Here is a 13,823-nt window from a genome sequence, read left to right on the forward strand (position 1 = left end):
GCCCGGCGCCCGCGCGTCGCGACCGTGAAAGGCCACCGCCATGGCACCGTCCTCCCTGTCCCGCCGCTCCCTCCTCGCCGGCGGGGGAGTCGGCCTCACCCTCCTGCTCGCCGCGTGCTCCACCGGCCCGGCCGGGGGCTCGGCCTCGTCCTCGTCGGCCGGTGCGTCGTCGTCGGACGCCGCAGGCGGGGACGCCGCGTTCCCGCGCAGCATCGAGCACGTCTACGGCACCACCGAGATCCCGCAGCGCCCGACCCGCGTGGCCACCGTGTCCTGGGTGAACCAGGACGTGGCCCTCGCCCTCGGGGTGGTGCCGGTGGGCATGGCCGCCGTGGAGTTCGGCGGCAACGCGCAGAAGTCCACCGACTGGTTCGACGCGAAGCTCGCCGAGACCGAGCGCGCCCAGAAGCCCGTGCAGTGGTCCGAGGCCTCCGGCATCGACGCGGAGGCGATCGCCGCCGTGAAGCCGGACGTCATCCTCGCCGTCTACTCCGGCATCACGCAGGAGGACTACGACCGCCTCTCGAAGATCGCCCCCACCGTGGCCTACCCGAAGGACGTCCCCGCCTACGGCACCTCGTGGCAGCAGTCCACGGAGGTCATCGGCCGCGTGCTCGGCACGGAGCAGGAGGCGGGGGAGCTCATCGCGGACCTCGAGCAGCAGATCAAGGCCGCCGGCGAGAAGCACGCGGATCTCCAGGGTGCCTCCTTCGTCTACGGCACCATCGACCCCGCCGCCGCGGACCAGATCAGCATCTACACGGACGTGGACAACCGCCCGAAGTTCCTCGAGCTGCTCGGCATGGAGCAGGCGCCGGTGGTGACGGAGAATTCCCCGGAGGACCAGGCGTTCTTCTTCACGTGGTCGCCCGAGCGCGCGGACGAGCTGGAGTCGGACGTGTTCGTCTCCTGGGCCGCCCAGGACTCGGTCCGCGAGGCCATCGAGTCCGACCCCCTGCTGGGCTCGATCCCCGCGGTGAAGGCCGGCGCCCTCGTCCTGCAGACGGACGAGCAGGAGGTCCTCTCCGTCTCCGCGATCTCCCCGCTGTCCATCCCGTTCGCGCTCGAGAAGGTCGTCCCGCCGATCGCCGAGGCCGCGAAGACCGCGCAGGGCTGATCCCTCCCCATGCCGTCCACGGCCCTCTCCTCCCCGGCCCGCGCCCGCGCGGGTGTGCTGATGGGCGCCCTGCCCGCGGCGCTGCTGCTGGCGGCGCTCGTGGCCGGCGTCGCCCTCGGCGCGCGCACCGTGCCGGCGACGACGGCGCTCGACACCCTGGGCGCGGTCCTCACCGGGCACCCCGTGCCGGAGGGCATCGAGGCGGCGGCCGTGGCCTCCCGCGTGCCCCGCGTGGTGACGGGGGCGCTGGTGGGGGCGGCGCTGGCCGTGGCCGGCGCGGCCCTGCAGGGGGCCACCCGCAACCCGCTCGGCGACCCGGGACTGCTCGGGCTCTCCGCCGGCGCGGGGCTGGCCGTGGCGGCGGGCATGGCGCTGGGCGTCGCCGGGTCCACGTTCGGGGTGCTGGCGCTGGCCGCCGTCGGGACGCTGATCGCGGCGGCGCTCGGCTACGCGGTGGCGGCGGCCGCCACGCGGAGGGGACGGACGCCCGGCGCCCCCTCCCCCATGGCGCTCGTGCTGGCCGGTGCGGCGCTCACCGCCGGCGCCACCGCCGGCACCACGGCGCTGCTCGTGCTCTCCCCCACGGTCCAGGACCGACTGCGGTTCTGGGCCGTGGGCACGGTGGCCCGCGCCGACCTCGGCGAGGCGCTGGCCCTGACGCCCGTGATCGCCGTCGGGCTGCTGGCCGCCGTCGCCGTGGCCCCCGGGCTCGACGCCCTCGCCCTGGGCGACGACCTCGCGCACGGCCTGGGCGGGCGCCCGGAGCGGGTGCGCGCGGTGCTGCTGGGCGCGGTCGTGCTGCTCACGGCCACGGCGGTGGCGCTGGCCGGGCCGGTCGGGTTCGTGGGACTGCTCGTGCCCCACGCGCTGCGCCGTCTGCGGCCGCCGAGCACGCGGGCCCTGATGGTCGGCTGCGCCCTGTGGGGCGCCGTCCTCGTGATCCTCGCGGACCTCGCCGGGCGGCTCGTCGTGGCACCCGGGGAGATCCACCTCGGGGTGACCACCGTCCTGCTCGGCGTGCCCGTGCTGCTGGCGCTGCTGCGCCGCCCGGGGGTGGCCGCATGAGCCTCCAGCGCACCGCCGCGGCCGACGTCGTCGCCCGCCTGCGCCGCTCCGACCGGCGCCGCCTCGGATGGGCCTGTGCGGGCCTCGCCGTGGCCGTGCTGGTCCTCGCACTGCTGCGCGTGGTGTGGGGCACGTACCAGGTGACCGTCCCGGACCTCGTGCGGATCCTGGGCGGGGAGACGATCCCGGGGGCGAGCTTCATCGTGCTCGAGGAGAAGCTGCCGCGCGCCGTGGCCGCAGTGCTCACCGGCGCCGCCTTGGGCGCGGCCGGCGCACTCTACCGGCGCACCCTGCGCAACCCGCTGGCCTCGCCGGACATCCTGGGCGTCACCCAGGGCGCCGCGGCGGCGGTCGTGCTGGGGATGCTGGCGACCGCCGGGCAGACCGGCGGCGGATCGGACCTGACGCGCGCCGCCACGGCGCTGGTCGGCGGCCTCGCGGCGGTGGCCGCGGTGTTCGCCACGGCCCGCTCGGTGGGCGGCGAACGATTCGTGGTGGCCGGCATCGCGGTCGCGGCGGCGGGCCAGGCCGTGGTGGCCGGGGCCATGCTCTCGCTGGCCCAGCACGACCTGCAGTCGGCCACCGTCTGGATCGCCGGCTCGCTCAACGGCGTCACGTGGGGCCGCATCGCGCTGCTCGCGTGCGTGCTCGTGGTCGCCCTGCCGCTGGCGGGGGTGCTCCACGCGCGACTGGCCCCCGCCGACGTCGGCCCGGACCTCGCGCACGCCCTCGGCGCCCGGCCGCGCCCCACCTCGGCCGCGGCGCTGGGGCTCGGCGCGGTGCTCGCCGCCGTGGCGACCGCCGTCGTCGGGCCGCTGGCGTTCGTGGCGCTGCTGGCCACCCCGGTGGCGCGCGGGCTCACCCGCGGCCTGCCCTCCCTGCCCGCGGCGGCGCTCACGGGCGCCGCGCTCGTGCTGCTCGCGGACCTCGTGGCCGGCGAGGCCGTCCCCCTGCTCACCGGCGCCGCCCTGCCCACCGGTGTGCTCACCGGCGCCGCCGGCGCCCCGCTCATGCTCTGGCTGCTGCTGCGCCAGGGCCGGACCCCAGGAGGCGTGCGCTCCACATGACCGCTCCCCCGCTCACCGTCCCGTCCCCCGCCGCACCGCGCGCCGGGGCCGCCGACGACGTCGCGATCCGCCTGCGCGGCCTGACGCTCGGCTACGGCCCGGCCTCGGCACCGCCGATCGTCCAGGGCCTCGACCTGGACGTGCCCGCCGGACGCGTCACCGCGATCATCGGCGCCAACGGCTGCGGCAAGTCCACGCTGCTGCGCGGCCTGACCCGCCAGCTCGCCCCGCGCACCGGGAGCATCGAGGTGCTCGGCCGGGACGCCGCCCGCGTGTCCGCACGCGACTACGCCCGCACCGTGGCGCTGCTGCCCCAGCATCCCGTGGCACTTGAGGGCATGACGGTGGCGCAGCTCGTGGCGCGCGGCCGTCACCCGCACCGCGGGCTCCTCGGCGGCCGGGCCGCCGGCGACGACGCCGCGATCGCCTCGGCGCTCGAGCGCACCGACCTCGTGGAGCTCGCCGAGCGCGAGGCCGGCACGCTCTCCGGCGGGCAGCGGCAGCGGGCGTGGCTCGCCCTCGTGCTCGCCCAGCAGACCCCGGTGGTGCTCCTCGACGAGCCCACGAGCTACCTCGACCTCAGCCATCAGGTGGAGGTGCTCGACCTGGTGCGGGCGCTCCCGGACCCGCGCGGCGGGGGCCGGGCGACCGTCGTCGCGGTGCTGCACGAGCTGAACCTGGCGGCGCGCAGCGCGGACCACATCGTGGCGATGGCCGCGGGCCGGGTGGTGGCGCAGGGCACGCCGGGCGAGGTGATCGTGCCGGAGGTGCTGACCGAGGTGTTCGGCCTGGACGCGGACGTGGTGGCCGACCCGCTGCTGGGCCACCCCGTGGTGCTGCCGCGCGGGAACGGGGACCGCCGATGAGCGCCGACGGCATGATCGTGGCGCACACGCGCGTGGTGTCCGTGGAGCAGCCGTGCCGCGGGTTCCGGCGGATCGTGCTGGCGGGCCCGGACCTGGAGGCCGCCAGCGGGGACCTGCTGGGACTGCTGCCGCCCGGCGTCGCCGACCTGCACGCCCTGTACCGGGGCGCGCGGCCGCGCCGGGACGCCTACGTGAAGCTGCTGATCCCCCCGCCGGGCGGGGCGTCGGCGGACCCGGACCTGTCCGCCGGGTTCCGCGCCGGGTTCCTGGCCATCCCCGAGGAGGAGCGCGGCTGGATGCGCACGTACACGGTGCGCTCGGCCGGGCTCGTGCGGCTCGACGGGCGGCAGGTGCCCTCGCTGACCGTGGACGTGGTGCTGCACGGCGACCCGGACGACCCCGCCGACCCGCATCAGGGGCCGGGCCTGCGCTGGGCGCGCGCCGTCCAGGCGGGGGACGCGGTGAACGTGCTGGTGCCCTCGGCGGAGGCGCCGGCGTGGTCCGGCTGGCGGCAGACGGGGGCGCACCGTGTGCTGGCCGTGGGCGACGAGACCGCCGTCCCCGCCCTGGTGTCCGTGGCGGAGGAGCTCGCGGACCCGTTCGGCGGGTTCGACGGCGAGGCGGACCTCGTGCTCGAGCTGCCCCACGACGGGCAGGCCCCCGACCTCATCGCCGAGCGCCTGGCCGTCCCCGAACCGTGGGACTGGCGGGCCGTGACGGAGCTGGCGGACCGGGGCCGCGTGCGCCTGCACGTGGGCCGCCGGGCGCCGGGGGCGCCGTCGGGGTCCTGGGCGCACGCCCGCCTCGCCGCCCTGCTGGGCGTGGACCCCGACGACGCCGGCGGGCCAGTCGCGCCGCCCGCGGCCTCCGTCGAGCGCGAGTGGACCGTCGCCGCCCTCGAGGCCGACGAACGGCCCGAGGCCTACGTGTTCCTCGCCGGGGAGTCCGCGATGGTGCGCGCCCTGCGCCGGTTCAGCGTGGGCCCCGGCGGCGTGCCGAAGAAGCACGTCTCCTTCATGGGCTACTGGCGGGAGGGCCAGGCGGAGAGCTGAGGAGTGGGGTGGCGGTCGCGCGCCGCTCCACCCTCGCACCGGCGTCGGGCTCTCCCTACTGTGGGAGTCCAGCACCCGATCGAACCGAAGGAGAGATCCCCATGACCCGCACCGTGATCATCGGCGGCCACGGCAAGGTGGCCCTGCTCGCCGCACCCCTGCTGGCGGAGGCCGGCCACGACGTCGTCTCGCTCATCCGCAACCCCGACCACGCCGAGGACGTCCGCGCCGCCGGCGCCGAACCGCTCGTCCTGGACATCGAGAAGGCGGACCAGGAGGAGCTGGTCCACGCGCTGCGCGACGCGGACAACGTCGTGTTCTCCGCGGGCGCCGGCGGCGGGGACGCCCAGCGCACCCGGGCCGTGGACCACGACGCCGCCGTCGCCAGCATGCGCGCCGCCGAGGCCGCGGGTGTGCGGCGCTACGTGATGGTGTCCTACCTCGGCGCGTCCCTGCACCACGACGTGCCCGAGGACGACCCCTTCTACACGTACGCGCAGGCCAAGGCCGAGGCGGACGAGGCACTGCGGGACTCCGGGCTGGCCTGGACCATCCTCGGCCCCGGCGCCCTGACCGAGGAGGAGGCGTCCGGCCGCATCACCGTGGACCCGGACCTCTCCGACTCCGACGCCTCGCAGCGTGAGGCCAGCCGTGGCAACGTCGCCCGGGCGATCGTGGCCGTGCTCAGCGAGCCGGGCACGGTGGGCCGGAAGATCGACTTCGTGGACGGCGACGTGCCCGTGGCCGAGGCCGTCCGCGGCGACTGACGCGCCGCCGCCGTCGCCGGCGCTCCCCACCCGCGCTTTCGAACGCGAAAGGGGGCGAATGGGCGCTTTCGAACGTGAGATAGGCCCTCTCTCACGTTCGAAAGCCCCGGGCGCCGGCCGCCAGCGCCGGGGACCGCCCTCGCTCAGGCCGGGCCGAGGCGGCGGTCCACGGTGCCGAGCACGCCCATGAGCCCGGTGAAGCCGGCCAGGATCCCGGCGAGCACGACGCCCACGCTGCGGCGGCCGAGCCGCGGCACGTCGAGGAACGGGTACGGGTACCAGTCGATGCGGGGCCCGCGCGCCATGGTCGCCGCCGCCCACATCAGCGGGATGACCGAGGCCAGCCCGGCGCGCCGCGGCGTGATCTGCCCGCGCGGGTCGAACAGCGCCCACACCGCCGGGGCGAGCACGGGGTTGACGATGTGCTGCAGCGCGTCGTTGAACCGGTAGAGGAAGGTGTCCTGTTCGCGGCCGCGCAGCACCGCGTTGTAGACGATCCCCGTGACCATCACCGAGCCGAGGCCGGCGGTGCGCACGGCCCAGAACGCGTCCGACGTGGGCGCCTCACGACGCGCGGCCAGCGTCAGCGACGTGCCCGCGACCAGCGCGTTGGACAGCCACGTGAAGTACGCCGGCTGGTTGAGGGCGTGGGACCAGCCCGCGGGGAAACCGCCCTGATAGCCGACGCCTGGGATCACCATGGAATCCTTGGACATCCCGATGGGGAACGAGGTCAGGCACCCGATCAGCGGCAGAGCCCCCGAGACCTGCCACGCCAGGCGGGTCCGACGGTCCACCGGCGGCACGGGACGCGGGCGTAGCCGGGACACGACGGCGTGCGCGATCCGCCCCCGGACCCCCTGCGGGGCGGGGCGGGTGCGGCGGAGGGAGGGCAGGCTGACGCGGAGGGTGGAAAGGGGCATGGGGGTCGTCCTCGAACGGCGGGGTCAAGGGATGAGACCGCCCATTCTCACATGAACAGCAGTTGAACGAAAGGGAGCGAGACGGAGAACACCGCCGCGCCCCCCTCCTGCCCGCCCCGCCGCCTCAGTGGGCGCCGGCCTCCTCCAGCGGCAGGATGCGCTCCGGATCCTCGACCTCCACGCGCACGCCGTCGGCCTGCAGCCGGCGCACGCCCTCGGCGATCAGCCGCCGGCCGACATCCTCGATCCGGTCCACCCGCGCGAGGTTGAGCACCACGGTACGGATGGGCCCGTCGTTCTCGTCCCGGGCGGCCACGGCGGCGGCCTCGTGCACCGCCCCGCCGCCGGTCGCGGCCGCGAGCGCCGCGCTGTCCGCCGCAGCCTCCTGCCACCGCGGGTAGACGGCGGCGTCCCACCCGGTGCCGGGCTTCTCCGCACCGGTGTGCAGGTCCGTGAGCGCGTCCAGCACCGCCTCCGCACCGCCGAACCGGATCACGCCCTGCAGGTGCAGGAACACGCGGTCACCCTCCCGCTCCACGAAGCGCACGGCGGTGCCGCCCAGGCTGTCCCCGTCCATGAGGTGCAGCCGGAAGTCCTCGGAGAGGCGGCGGCACGCCAGCACCCCGCGCGCCGAGTTGCCCACCTCGTCCAGGCGCGGCGAGAACACGCCAATCCCCACCCGGCCCGGCAGCGCGCCGAGCACGCCGCCCGCCACGCCGGACTTGGCCGGGATCCCGACGTCGGCGAGCCACTGCCCGGCGGCGTCGTACATGCCGGAGGAGGTCATCACGGACACCACGCGCCGCGCCACGATGGACGGCAGCACGCGCTCGCCCGTCATCGGGTGGATGCCTCCGGTGGCCAGGCACGCGCCCATCACGGCGAGGTCCTTGGCGGTGACGAGCACGGCGCACTGCGCCACGTACCCGGCCACGATCTCCTCGGCGGAGTCCTGCAGCACCCCGTAGCTGCGGAGCATGTGCCCCAGGGAGAGGTTGCGGTCCGAGACCGCCATCTCGGACTCGTACGTCTGCCGGTCCACCGAGAGCCGACGCCCGGCGAGCAGGGACATGATCTCCACGGCCCGGTCCAGCCGCTCCTTCCGGCTCGCCTCCGGTCCCACGAGCAGCTGGTGCACCGCGAGCGCGCCGGCGTTGATCATGGCGTTGTCCGGGCGGTGCGACTCCACCTCGAGGGAGAGCTCGTTGAAGGCCTCGCCCGAGGGGTTCAGCCCCACCTGCCGGTCCACGGCGGCGAAGCCCCGGTCCACGAGCGCGGCCGCGTACGTGAACGGCTTGGACGCGGACTGGATGGTGAACTCCACGTCCGCGTCCCCCGCGCAGTGCAGCCGCCCGGTGGGGGTGGCCAGCGCGATGCCGAAGCGGTCCGGGTCCGCCTCCGCGAGCACGGGGATGTACTGGGCCGTCTCGCCCGGGTTCACGGCGCCGAGCTCGGTGACCAGCCTCGCCAGGTAGTCGGGGATCGGGTGTCTCATCTCAGGCCTCCCAGCGCAGGCAGGTCAGGGGCTCGCCGCCGGGCACGGGCACGTGGCCGGTGGCACGGAAGCCGAGCCGCTCATAGAACGGGACGGTGGCGGGCACGGACGCCTCGAGGTGCACGGGCAGGCCCGCCGCGCGGCGCTGGCCGTGGCGCACCAGCGCGCTCGCCGCCCCGCGTCCGCGGGCGGACGGGACGGTGCCGACCTCCTCGAGGTACCAGTGTCGGCCTGCCGGGCGGGCCCGCTCGCAGGCGGCCTGGATGCGCTTCAGGGTGAGGGTGTGGCGGCCGTGGACGGCGACGGCGGTGGGCAGCCCCGCCAGCAGGCCCGGCACGTCGACCCCGCGGGGGGCGGCGGGGGAGGTCCACACGGCGGCGCCGAGCAGCGTGCCGTCGTCGGCGTCCACGGCGACGTCCACGGCGCCGAGCGGGGCGCCGTCGGCCCCCGCGCGCAGCCCGTGGCGCACGGCGGCGGTGAACTTGCGCTCGAGGCGGGCCTCGCGCCGGTCCTCGGGCACCAGCCCGAGCGTGTAGGGGTCCGTGGCGAAGGCCTCGGCGAGGACCGCGCCCACGCGGCGGGCGGTCTCCTCGCGGGCCCCATCCGGGCGCAGGGTGAGCACGTGGACGCGGGGGCGCGGGGGCGCGGGGTCCGGGGAGGTCATGGCCGCCAGTCTAGGGACGGGGCCGGGCGCGTCATCGGACCGGCCGACGCACGTTCCGCCCCGTGTGATCGGCGACACTGGTGGGCATGGACTTCTCCGCACCGCTCGCCCCGGCCGCCCCGCCTGCCGCGGACGCCCCGCCCGCCGACGTCGTCGCCCGCCTGCAGGCGGAGCTGCCCGGCCGCGTGGACGTCTCCGTCGCCGCACTCGAGGCCGCCCGGGCGGACCGCTCGGGACACCGCTCCCCGGCCGCGCCGCTGGCCGTGGTCCGCGCGCGGACGGTGGAGGACGTGCAGGCCGCGTGCCGGATCGCGCACGCCACCAGCACCCCGCTGGTCACCCGCGGAGCGGGCACGGGGCTGGCCGGCGGCGCCGTCGCGGGGGCGGGCGAGATCGTCCTGGACATGACCGCGATGGACCGGATCCTGGAGGTCTCCCCCGCGGACCGCGTGGCCGTCGTCGAGCCGGGGATCCTCAACGGGGCGCTGAACGCCGCGCTCGCCGAGCACGGGCTGTGGTGGGCCCCGGACCCCGCGTCGAAGGACATCTCCACGGTGGGCGGCAACATCGCGATGAACGCCGGCGGGCTGCTGTGCGCCAAGTACGGCGTCACGCGCGAGGCGGTGCTGGGCCTGGACGTGGTGCTCGCGGACGGCACCCTGCTGCGGCTGGGCCACCGCACCGTCAAGGGGGTGACCGGCTACGACCTGGTCGCGCTGATGATCGGCTCGGAGGGCACGCTCGGCGTGATCGTGGGCGCGACGCTGGCGCTGCGGCCGGCCGTGCGCGGCGTGCCGGTGACGCTCGGCGGGTTCTTCCCGGACGTCGTCGCGGGCGCCGCCGCGGCCGAGGCGATCACCGGGGCCGGTCACGTGCCCGCCCTGATGGAGCTGATGGACGAGGCGACGCTCGCCGCGGTGCGCGCGCACGCGGGGCCCGAACGCGGGGCCGCCCTGCCCGAGTCCGGCGCGTTCCTGCTGGTGCAGGCCGACGGCGCCGGCGCCGAGGCGGACGGCGAGGCCATGGCCGCCCTCATGCGCGCCCACGGCGGGGACGTCACCGTGACCGTGGACCCCGCCGAGGGGGAGGCCCTCATGGCCCTGCGCCGCACCGCGTTCCCCGCGCTCGAACGCCTCGGCACCCCGCTCGTGGAGGACGTGGCCGTTCCCCGCAGCCGCATGGCCGAGATGTTCGCGCGGATCCGTGAGATCGAGGCACGCACCGGCGTCGCCATCCCCACCACGGCCCACGCCGGGGACGGCAACCTGCACCCGATCCTGCTGTTCGGCGAGGCGGCGCAGGTGGGCGGCGCGGCCGAGGACGCCGCGTCGATCCCGGCGGACGTGTGGGAGGCCGCCGGCGAGCTGTTCCGCGCGGGCCTGGAACTCGGTGGCACGCTCACCGGCGAACACGGCGTGGGCCTGCTCAAGCGCGCGTTCCTGCGGGACGAGCTCGGCGACGCCCAGCACGACCTCCAGCAGCGCATCAAGGCCGTGTTCGACCCGCACGGCATCCTCAACCCAGGAAAGGTGTTCACCCCGTGACGCAGCCGACCACCCCCGAGACCCCCGCCGACGCCGGCACGCCGACCCCGTTCGAGGTCGGGCTGCAGCTGCGCTGGTCCGACGAGGACCGCTACGGCCACGTCAACAACGCCCGCCTGCTCACCCTCACCGAGGAGGCGCGCGTGCGCGCCCTGGCCGCGTGGGCCACGACGACGGCGTCCCCGGACGTCCAGCGCGTCGTGCGGTCCATGGAGGTCCAGTACGAGGCGCCCGTGGTCTACGCCGGGACCGAGGTGACGGCGCGGGTGTGGATCCTGCGGATCGGCCGGACGTCCTTCACGCTGCGCCACGAGCTGTGGCAGGACGGGCGGCGCTGCGTGCTGTGCGACGCCGTGTTCGTGCAGGTGGACCCGGCGGTCGGGCGGCCCGTGGCCGTCTCCGACGAGGAGCGCGCCGCCTTCGAGCGCGTGCTGATCCCCGCCGAGGACTGACGGGCCGCCGTCGGGCCTGTGGACGGCCAGCCGTCTCGCAGGATCCCGCCGTAGGCTCTGAGGCCATGGAGCAGGACCCTTCCCCGGACGCGCCCACGCCCTCGGCGGACGTCGAGGCGCTGCGCGGCACCCCCGTGTCCGAGTTGACGCAGCTCTCCCCCGCGATGTCCGAGGCGCTGGATCGCCTGCGCAAGGACGTGGAGCGTTTCGACCTCGAGTACCGCTCGGCCCTGCTCCAGGTGGAGGCGCGGCTCGAGGTGCTGCGGGACGAGTTCACGCACCTGCACGACTACAACCCCATCGAGCACATCGTCACGCGGGTGAAGTCGCCGGAGTCGATCCTGCGCAAGGCGTCCGCCCGCGGGCTGTCCCTGGACCTGGACGCGCTGCGCACCAACGTCACGGACATCGCCGGGGCGCGCGTGATCGTCAGCTTCGCCCGGGACGTGTACCGCGTGTTCCGCCAGTTCACGCAGCAGCCGGACATCCGGGTGCTCGAGGTGGAGGACTACATCTCCCGGCCCAAGCCCTCCGGCTACCGCAGTCTGCACTGCCTCGTGCAGGTGCCGATCCACCTGTCCACCGGCACGATCCCGGTGACCGTGGAGATGCAGTTCCGCACGAGCGCCATGGACTTCTGGGCCACGCTCGAGCACAAGATCAACTACAAGTTCGACGGCGGCGTGCCCCCGGACATCGCGACCGAGCTCGTGGCCGCCGCCCGCGTGGCCGCGGACCTGGACACCCGCATGGAGCGCCTGCACGACCAGGTGCAGGAGACCGACAGGGACGACGACGCCGCCGCGGCCTGGGAGGACGACGGCGGTCCCGCCTTCGAGGACGAGCCGGCGGCGGGGCCGGGCGACGCGGAGCCGCGCGACGACGCGCCCGGCGCGTCCACCGGCTGAGCCCCTCCGTCCACACCTGGCGGGCCGCGTGCACAGGGTTCTCCACAGAGTTGTCCACAGGTGTGGATGAGTCACACGCGTGTGATCCACCGAAGCCGAGCAGGGCGTGACCGCGGAGCGGGCAGGGTGGCCGCCGGTAGCCTGGTCCGATGCCCTCCACCGCCGTGCCGCCGGGCGACTCCGGCGCCGCCTCCACCCCGCCCGCCCGCACCGGGCACCGCGGGGTGTCGATCCTGCGCACCGCCGCCCTCGTCCTCGTGGTGGCGGCGTTCGTGTGGCTCGCGCTCACCGTGCGCCTGCCCGGCGTGGACGAGCTGCGCACCCGGCTGGACGGCTTCGGCTGGTGGAGCTGGCTCGCGTTCACCGTGCTGTACGCGGCGGTGGCGCTCACCCCCATCCCCGTGACGATCATGGCGGTCACCGCCGGTGTGCTCTTCGGGACGATCGAGGGGACGGTGCTGTCCGTGGTCGGGGCCCTGCTGGGCTCGCTCGGGGCCTACGGCGTCGCGCGGGCAGTCGGGCGGGAGGTGGTCCTGCGCTGGCTCGGCCGCCACGCCGAGACCGTGGAGCGGCGGCTCGAGGACACCGGGTTCCTCGCCCTGCTGACCCTGCGCGTCGCCCCGGGGCTGCCGTACTGGCCCGTGAACTACGGAGCGGGCGCGCTCGCCGTGCCGCTGGGGATCTTCGCCGGCTCCACCGCGGTCGGCGTGATCCCCGGGCAGCTCTCCCTCGTGGCGATGGGGGCGTTCGCGGTGCGCCCGGGCGTCGTGAACGGCGTGCTGCTCGGGGTGGGCTGGCTCACCGTGGGCGGCCTGACCCTGTGGGCCGTGCGCCACTGGCGACGGGCAACCCGGTCCGCGGAGGGGCCGGACGTCAGCCGACGGCGCGGCGCACCAGATCGGCGATCCGGGCCCGGACGTCGTCGTCGAGGGCGGTCAGGGCGAACGACGTCGGCCACATGGCGCCGTCGTCGAGCTTCGCCCCCTCGTTGAAGCCGAGGGTCGTGTACCGCACGCCGAACTTGCTGCTGACCTGCAGGAACACGAGCACCTCCGTGCCGCGCGCGTAGGCGGGCATGCCGTACCACGTGCGGGGGGCGAGCTCCGGGGCCACCTCCGTGACGATCCGGTGCACCCCCACCGCCAGGGCGCGGTCCGGCTCGGGCATCTCCTCGATCTTCGCCAGCAGGTCCTGCAGGGCGTCGGCCCTCTTCCTGCCGCCGCGCTGGGCGCGCAGCTCCTCCGCGCGCTCGGCCATCGCGGCCTTCTCCGCGGCGCTGAAACCGGTGGACTCGCTCACGGTGCCTCCTGGGGTTCGGGGATGGGTCCTGCTCTGGTCTCAGCCCCGACGGCCCAGGCGGCCGAGCAGGCGGGTCTGCGGGTCGGCGTCGTCGGCCACGGGGACGGGCTCGCCCAGGATGCCGGGCGTGTAGGCGGCGTCGCCGAACAGCTCCAGCGACTCCTCCACACAGTCGATCTCCGCGTCCGTGAACCGCGCGTCCACGCCCTGCGAGCGGGCCAGGTCCCAACGGTGCACGATCAGGTCGAACGCGTGGAAGCGGATCAACGCCTCGCCCACGGGCATCTCCCCGAGCGCGGTCTTCATGGGCCGCATGATGAACTCCTCGTCACCGGCGAGGGCGGACATGGCGGCGGCGTGCTTGGCCCACTGGGTGGCCAGCTGCTGGCGGGAGCCGTCGAAGAGGGGCACCTCCCGGCCCTGACGGGCGGCGAAGTCGCGCTGGCCGGCGATCACGTGGTCCAGCAGGTCCAGCGCGTCCCAGCCCTCGCACGGGGTGGCCGCGTCCCAGTCCCGCACCTCCCGGACGACGGCGGTGAACGGCTCGGCGGCCGCGTTCCAGCGGGCCTCGACCTCGGTGGCGGGGATGGACATGGTGCTCTCC

15 protein-coding genes are annotated in these 13,823 nt (G+C 75.8%); 10 read left to right on the top strand and 5 right to left on the bottom strand.

Annotated elements, in window-relative coordinates; all coding sequences use genetic code 11:
- Nucleotides 1-40 precede the first annotated feature (40 nt).
- The 6 genes from AC0VX4_RS11020 (at nucleotide 41) to AC0VX4_RS11045 (ending at nucleotide 5,934) form a co-directional block, all read left to right on the top strand.
- Nucleotides 41-1,117, top strand: coding sequence for an iron-siderophore ABC transporter substrate-binding protein (locus AC0VX4_RS11020; protein WP_475464382.1), 1,077 nt, complete (start codon nucleotides 41-43; stop codon nucleotides 1,115-1,117).
- Nucleotides 1,118-1,126: 9 nt separating this feature from the next.
- Nucleotides 1,127-2,182 carry a FecCD family ABC transporter permease gene (locus tag AC0VX4_RS11025; RefSeq protein WP_475464383.1) on the top strand — a complete coding sequence of 352 codons (1,056 nt, stop codon included), beginning with the start codon at nucleotides 1,127-1,129 and terminating at the stop codon, nucleotides 2,180-2,182.
- Complete coding sequence (locus tag AC0VX4_RS11030; RefSeq protein WP_311795791.1) at nucleotides 2,179-3,249, top strand: FecCD family ABC transporter permease; 1,071 nt, start codon at nucleotides 2,179-2,181, stop codon at nucleotides 3,247-3,249. The genes AC0VX4_RS11025 and AC0VX4_RS11030 overlap by 4 nt, the downstream gene beginning before the upstream one ends.
- Nucleotides 3,246-4,115, top strand: coding sequence for an ABC transporter ATP-binding protein (locus AC0VX4_RS11035; protein ID WP_475464384.1), 870 nt, complete (start codon nucleotides 3,246-3,248; stop codon nucleotides 4,113-4,115). The genes AC0VX4_RS11030 and AC0VX4_RS11035 overlap by 4 nt, the downstream gene beginning before the upstream one ends.
- On the top strand, nucleotides 4,112-5,167 hold the full coding sequence (locus AC0VX4_RS11040) for a siderophore-interacting protein (protein ID WP_475464385.1): 1,056 nt from the start codon (nucleotides 4,112-4,114) through the stop codon (nucleotides 5,165-5,167). The genes AC0VX4_RS11035 and AC0VX4_RS11040 overlap by 4 nt, the downstream gene beginning before the upstream one ends.
- Before the next feature lie 101 nt (nucleotides 5,168-5,268).
- Entirely contained in the window at nucleotides 5,269-5,934 is a 666-nt protein-coding gene (locus AC0VX4_RS11045; RefSeq protein ID WP_065572679.1) for an SDR family oxidoreductase, read from the top strand.
- Between the two features lie 143 nt (nucleotides 5,935-6,077).
- On the opposite strand, the gene AC0VX4_RS11050 is transcribed toward AC0VX4_RS11045, so the two are convergent.
- The 3 genes from AC0VX4_RS11050 to AC0VX4_RS11060 all read right to left on the bottom strand — a co-directional run bounded on the left by AC0VX4_RS11050 (nucleotide 6,078) and on the right by AC0VX4_RS11060 (nucleotide 9,016).
- Nucleotides 6,078-6,857 (bottom strand): Pr6Pr family membrane protein, encoded by a 780-nt coding sequence (locus AC0VX4_RS11050; protein WP_145033338.1) that lies wholly within the window; start codon nucleotides 6,855-6,857, stop codon nucleotides 6,078-6,080.
- A gap of 124 nt (nucleotides 6,858-6,981) precedes the next feature.
- The gene (gene glsA, locus AC0VX4_RS11055) at nucleotides 6,982-8,352 is read right to left on the bottom strand and encodes a glutaminase A (protein WP_475464386.1); all 1,371 of its coding nucleotides are present in this window, start codon (nucleotides 8,350-8,352) and stop codon (nucleotides 6,982-6,984) included.
- 1 nt (nucleotide 8,353) lies between these two features.
- Nucleotides 8,354-9,016 carry a GNAT family N-acetyltransferase gene (locus tag AC0VX4_RS11060; protein WP_049158229.1) on the bottom strand — a complete coding sequence of 221 codons (663 nt, stop codon included), beginning with the start codon at nucleotides 9,014-9,016 and terminating at the stop codon, nucleotides 8,354-8,356.
- A gap of 86 nt (nucleotides 9,017-9,102) precedes the next feature.
- Between AC0VX4_RS11060 and AC0VX4_RS11065 the strand changes: the two genes are divergently transcribed.
- The 4 genes from AC0VX4_RS11065 to AC0VX4_RS11080 all read left to right on the top strand — a co-directional run bounded on the left by AC0VX4_RS11065 (nucleotide 9,103) and on the right by AC0VX4_RS11080 (nucleotide 12,912).
- Nucleotides 9,103-10,560 carry an FAD-binding oxidoreductase gene (locus AC0VX4_RS11065; protein ID WP_065572682.1) on the top strand — a complete coding sequence of 486 codons (1,458 nt, stop codon included), beginning with the start codon at nucleotides 9,103-9,105 and terminating at the stop codon, nucleotides 10,558-10,560.
- Nucleotides 10,557-11,012, top strand: a complete 456-nt coding sequence (locus AC0VX4_RS11070) for an acyl-CoA thioesterase (RefSeq protein WP_475464387.1) — start codon at nucleotides 10,557-10,559, stop codon at nucleotides 11,010-11,012. The genes AC0VX4_RS11065 and AC0VX4_RS11070 overlap by 4 nt, the downstream gene beginning before the upstream one ends.
- Before the next feature lie 65 nt (nucleotides 11,013-11,077).
- The gene (locus AC0VX4_RS11075; protein WP_475464388.1) at nucleotides 11,078-11,920 is read left to right on the top strand and encodes a GTP pyrophosphokinase; all 843 of its coding nucleotides are present in this window, start codon (nucleotides 11,078-11,080) and stop codon (nucleotides 11,918-11,920) included.
- Nucleotides 11,921-12,069: 149 nt separating this feature from the next.
- Entirely contained in the window at nucleotides 12,070-12,912 is an 843-nt protein-coding gene (locus tag AC0VX4_RS11080; RefSeq protein WP_098470970.1) for a TVP38/TMEM64 family protein, read from the top strand.
- Here AC0VX4_RS11080 and AC0VX4_RS11085 read toward each other — a convergent pair.
- Together AC0VX4_RS11085 and AC0VX4_RS11090 are read right to left on the bottom strand one after the other, a co-directional pair.
- Entirely contained in the window at nucleotides 12,794-13,219 is a 426-nt protein-coding gene (locus AC0VX4_RS11085) for an iron chaperone (RefSeq protein WP_475464389.1), read from the bottom strand. The genes AC0VX4_RS11080 and AC0VX4_RS11085 overlap by 119 nt on opposite strands.
- 39 nt (nucleotides 13,220-13,258) lie before the next feature.
- On the bottom strand, nucleotides 13,259-13,813 hold the full coding sequence (locus tag AC0VX4_RS11090) for a TIGR03086 family metal-binding protein (protein WP_475464390.1): 555 nt from the start codon (nucleotides 13,811-13,813) through the stop codon (nucleotides 13,259-13,261).
- Nucleotides 13,814-13,823: the final 10 nt, after the last annotated feature.

The organism is Micrococcus sp. 63XJN7_8_ISO-PGPR-S23-253 (genome assembly GCF_056173425.1).

Excerpts from the sequence above, each read along its gene's own strand:
- AC0VX4_RS11020 (WP_475464382.1), top strand. The coding sequence starts at position 41 with ATGGCACCGTCCTCCCTGTCCCGCCGCTCCCTCCTCGCCGGCGGGGGA.
- AC0VX4_RS11025 (WP_475464383.1), top strand. The coding sequence starts at position 1,127 with ATGCCGTCCACGGCCCTCTCCTCCCCGGCCCGCGCCCGCGCGGGTGTG.
- AC0VX4_RS11030 (WP_311795791.1), top strand. The coding sequence starts at position 2,179 with ATGAGCCTCCAGCGCACCGCCGCGGCCGACGTCGTCGCCCGCCTGCGC.
- AC0VX4_RS11035 (WP_475464384.1), top strand. The coding sequence starts at position 3,246 with ATGACCGCTCCCCCGCTCACCGTCCCGTCCCCCGCCGCACCGCGCGCC.
- AC0VX4_RS11040 (WP_475464385.1), top strand. The coding sequence starts at position 4,112 with ATGAGCGCCGACGGCATGATCGTGGCGCACACGCGCGTGGTGTCCGTG.
- AC0VX4_RS11045 (WP_065572679.1), top strand. The coding sequence starts at position 5,269 with ATGACCCGCACCGTGATCATCGGCGGCCACGGCAAGGTGGCCCTGCTC.
- AC0VX4_RS11050 (WP_145033338.1), bottom strand. The coding sequence starts at position 6,857 with ATGCCCCTTTCCACCCTCCGCGTCAGCCTGCCCTCCCTCCGCCGCACC.
- glsA (WP_475464386.1), bottom strand. The coding sequence starts at position 8,352 with ATGAGACACCCGATCCCCGACTACCTGGCGAGGCTGGTCACCGAGCTC.
- AC0VX4_RS11060 (WP_049158229.1), bottom strand. The coding sequence starts at position 9,016 with ATGACCTCCCCGGACCCCGCGCCCCCGCGCCCCCGCGTCCACGTGCTC.
- AC0VX4_RS11065 (WP_065572682.1), top strand. The coding sequence starts at position 9,103 with ATGGACTTCTCCGCACCGCTCGCCCCGGCCGCCCCGCCTGCCGCGGAC.
- AC0VX4_RS11075 (WP_475464388.1), top strand. The coding sequence starts at position 11,078 with ATGGAGCAGGACCCTTCCCCGGACGCGCCCACGCCCTCGGCGGACGTC.
- AC0VX4_RS11080 (WP_098470970.1), top strand. The coding sequence starts at position 12,070 with ATGCCCTCCACCGCCGTGCCGCCGGGCGACTCCGGCGCCGCCTCCACC.
- AC0VX4_RS11090 (WP_475464390.1), bottom strand. The coding sequence starts at position 13,813 with ATGTCCATCCCCGCCACCGAGGTCGAGGCCCGCTGGAACGCGGCCGCC.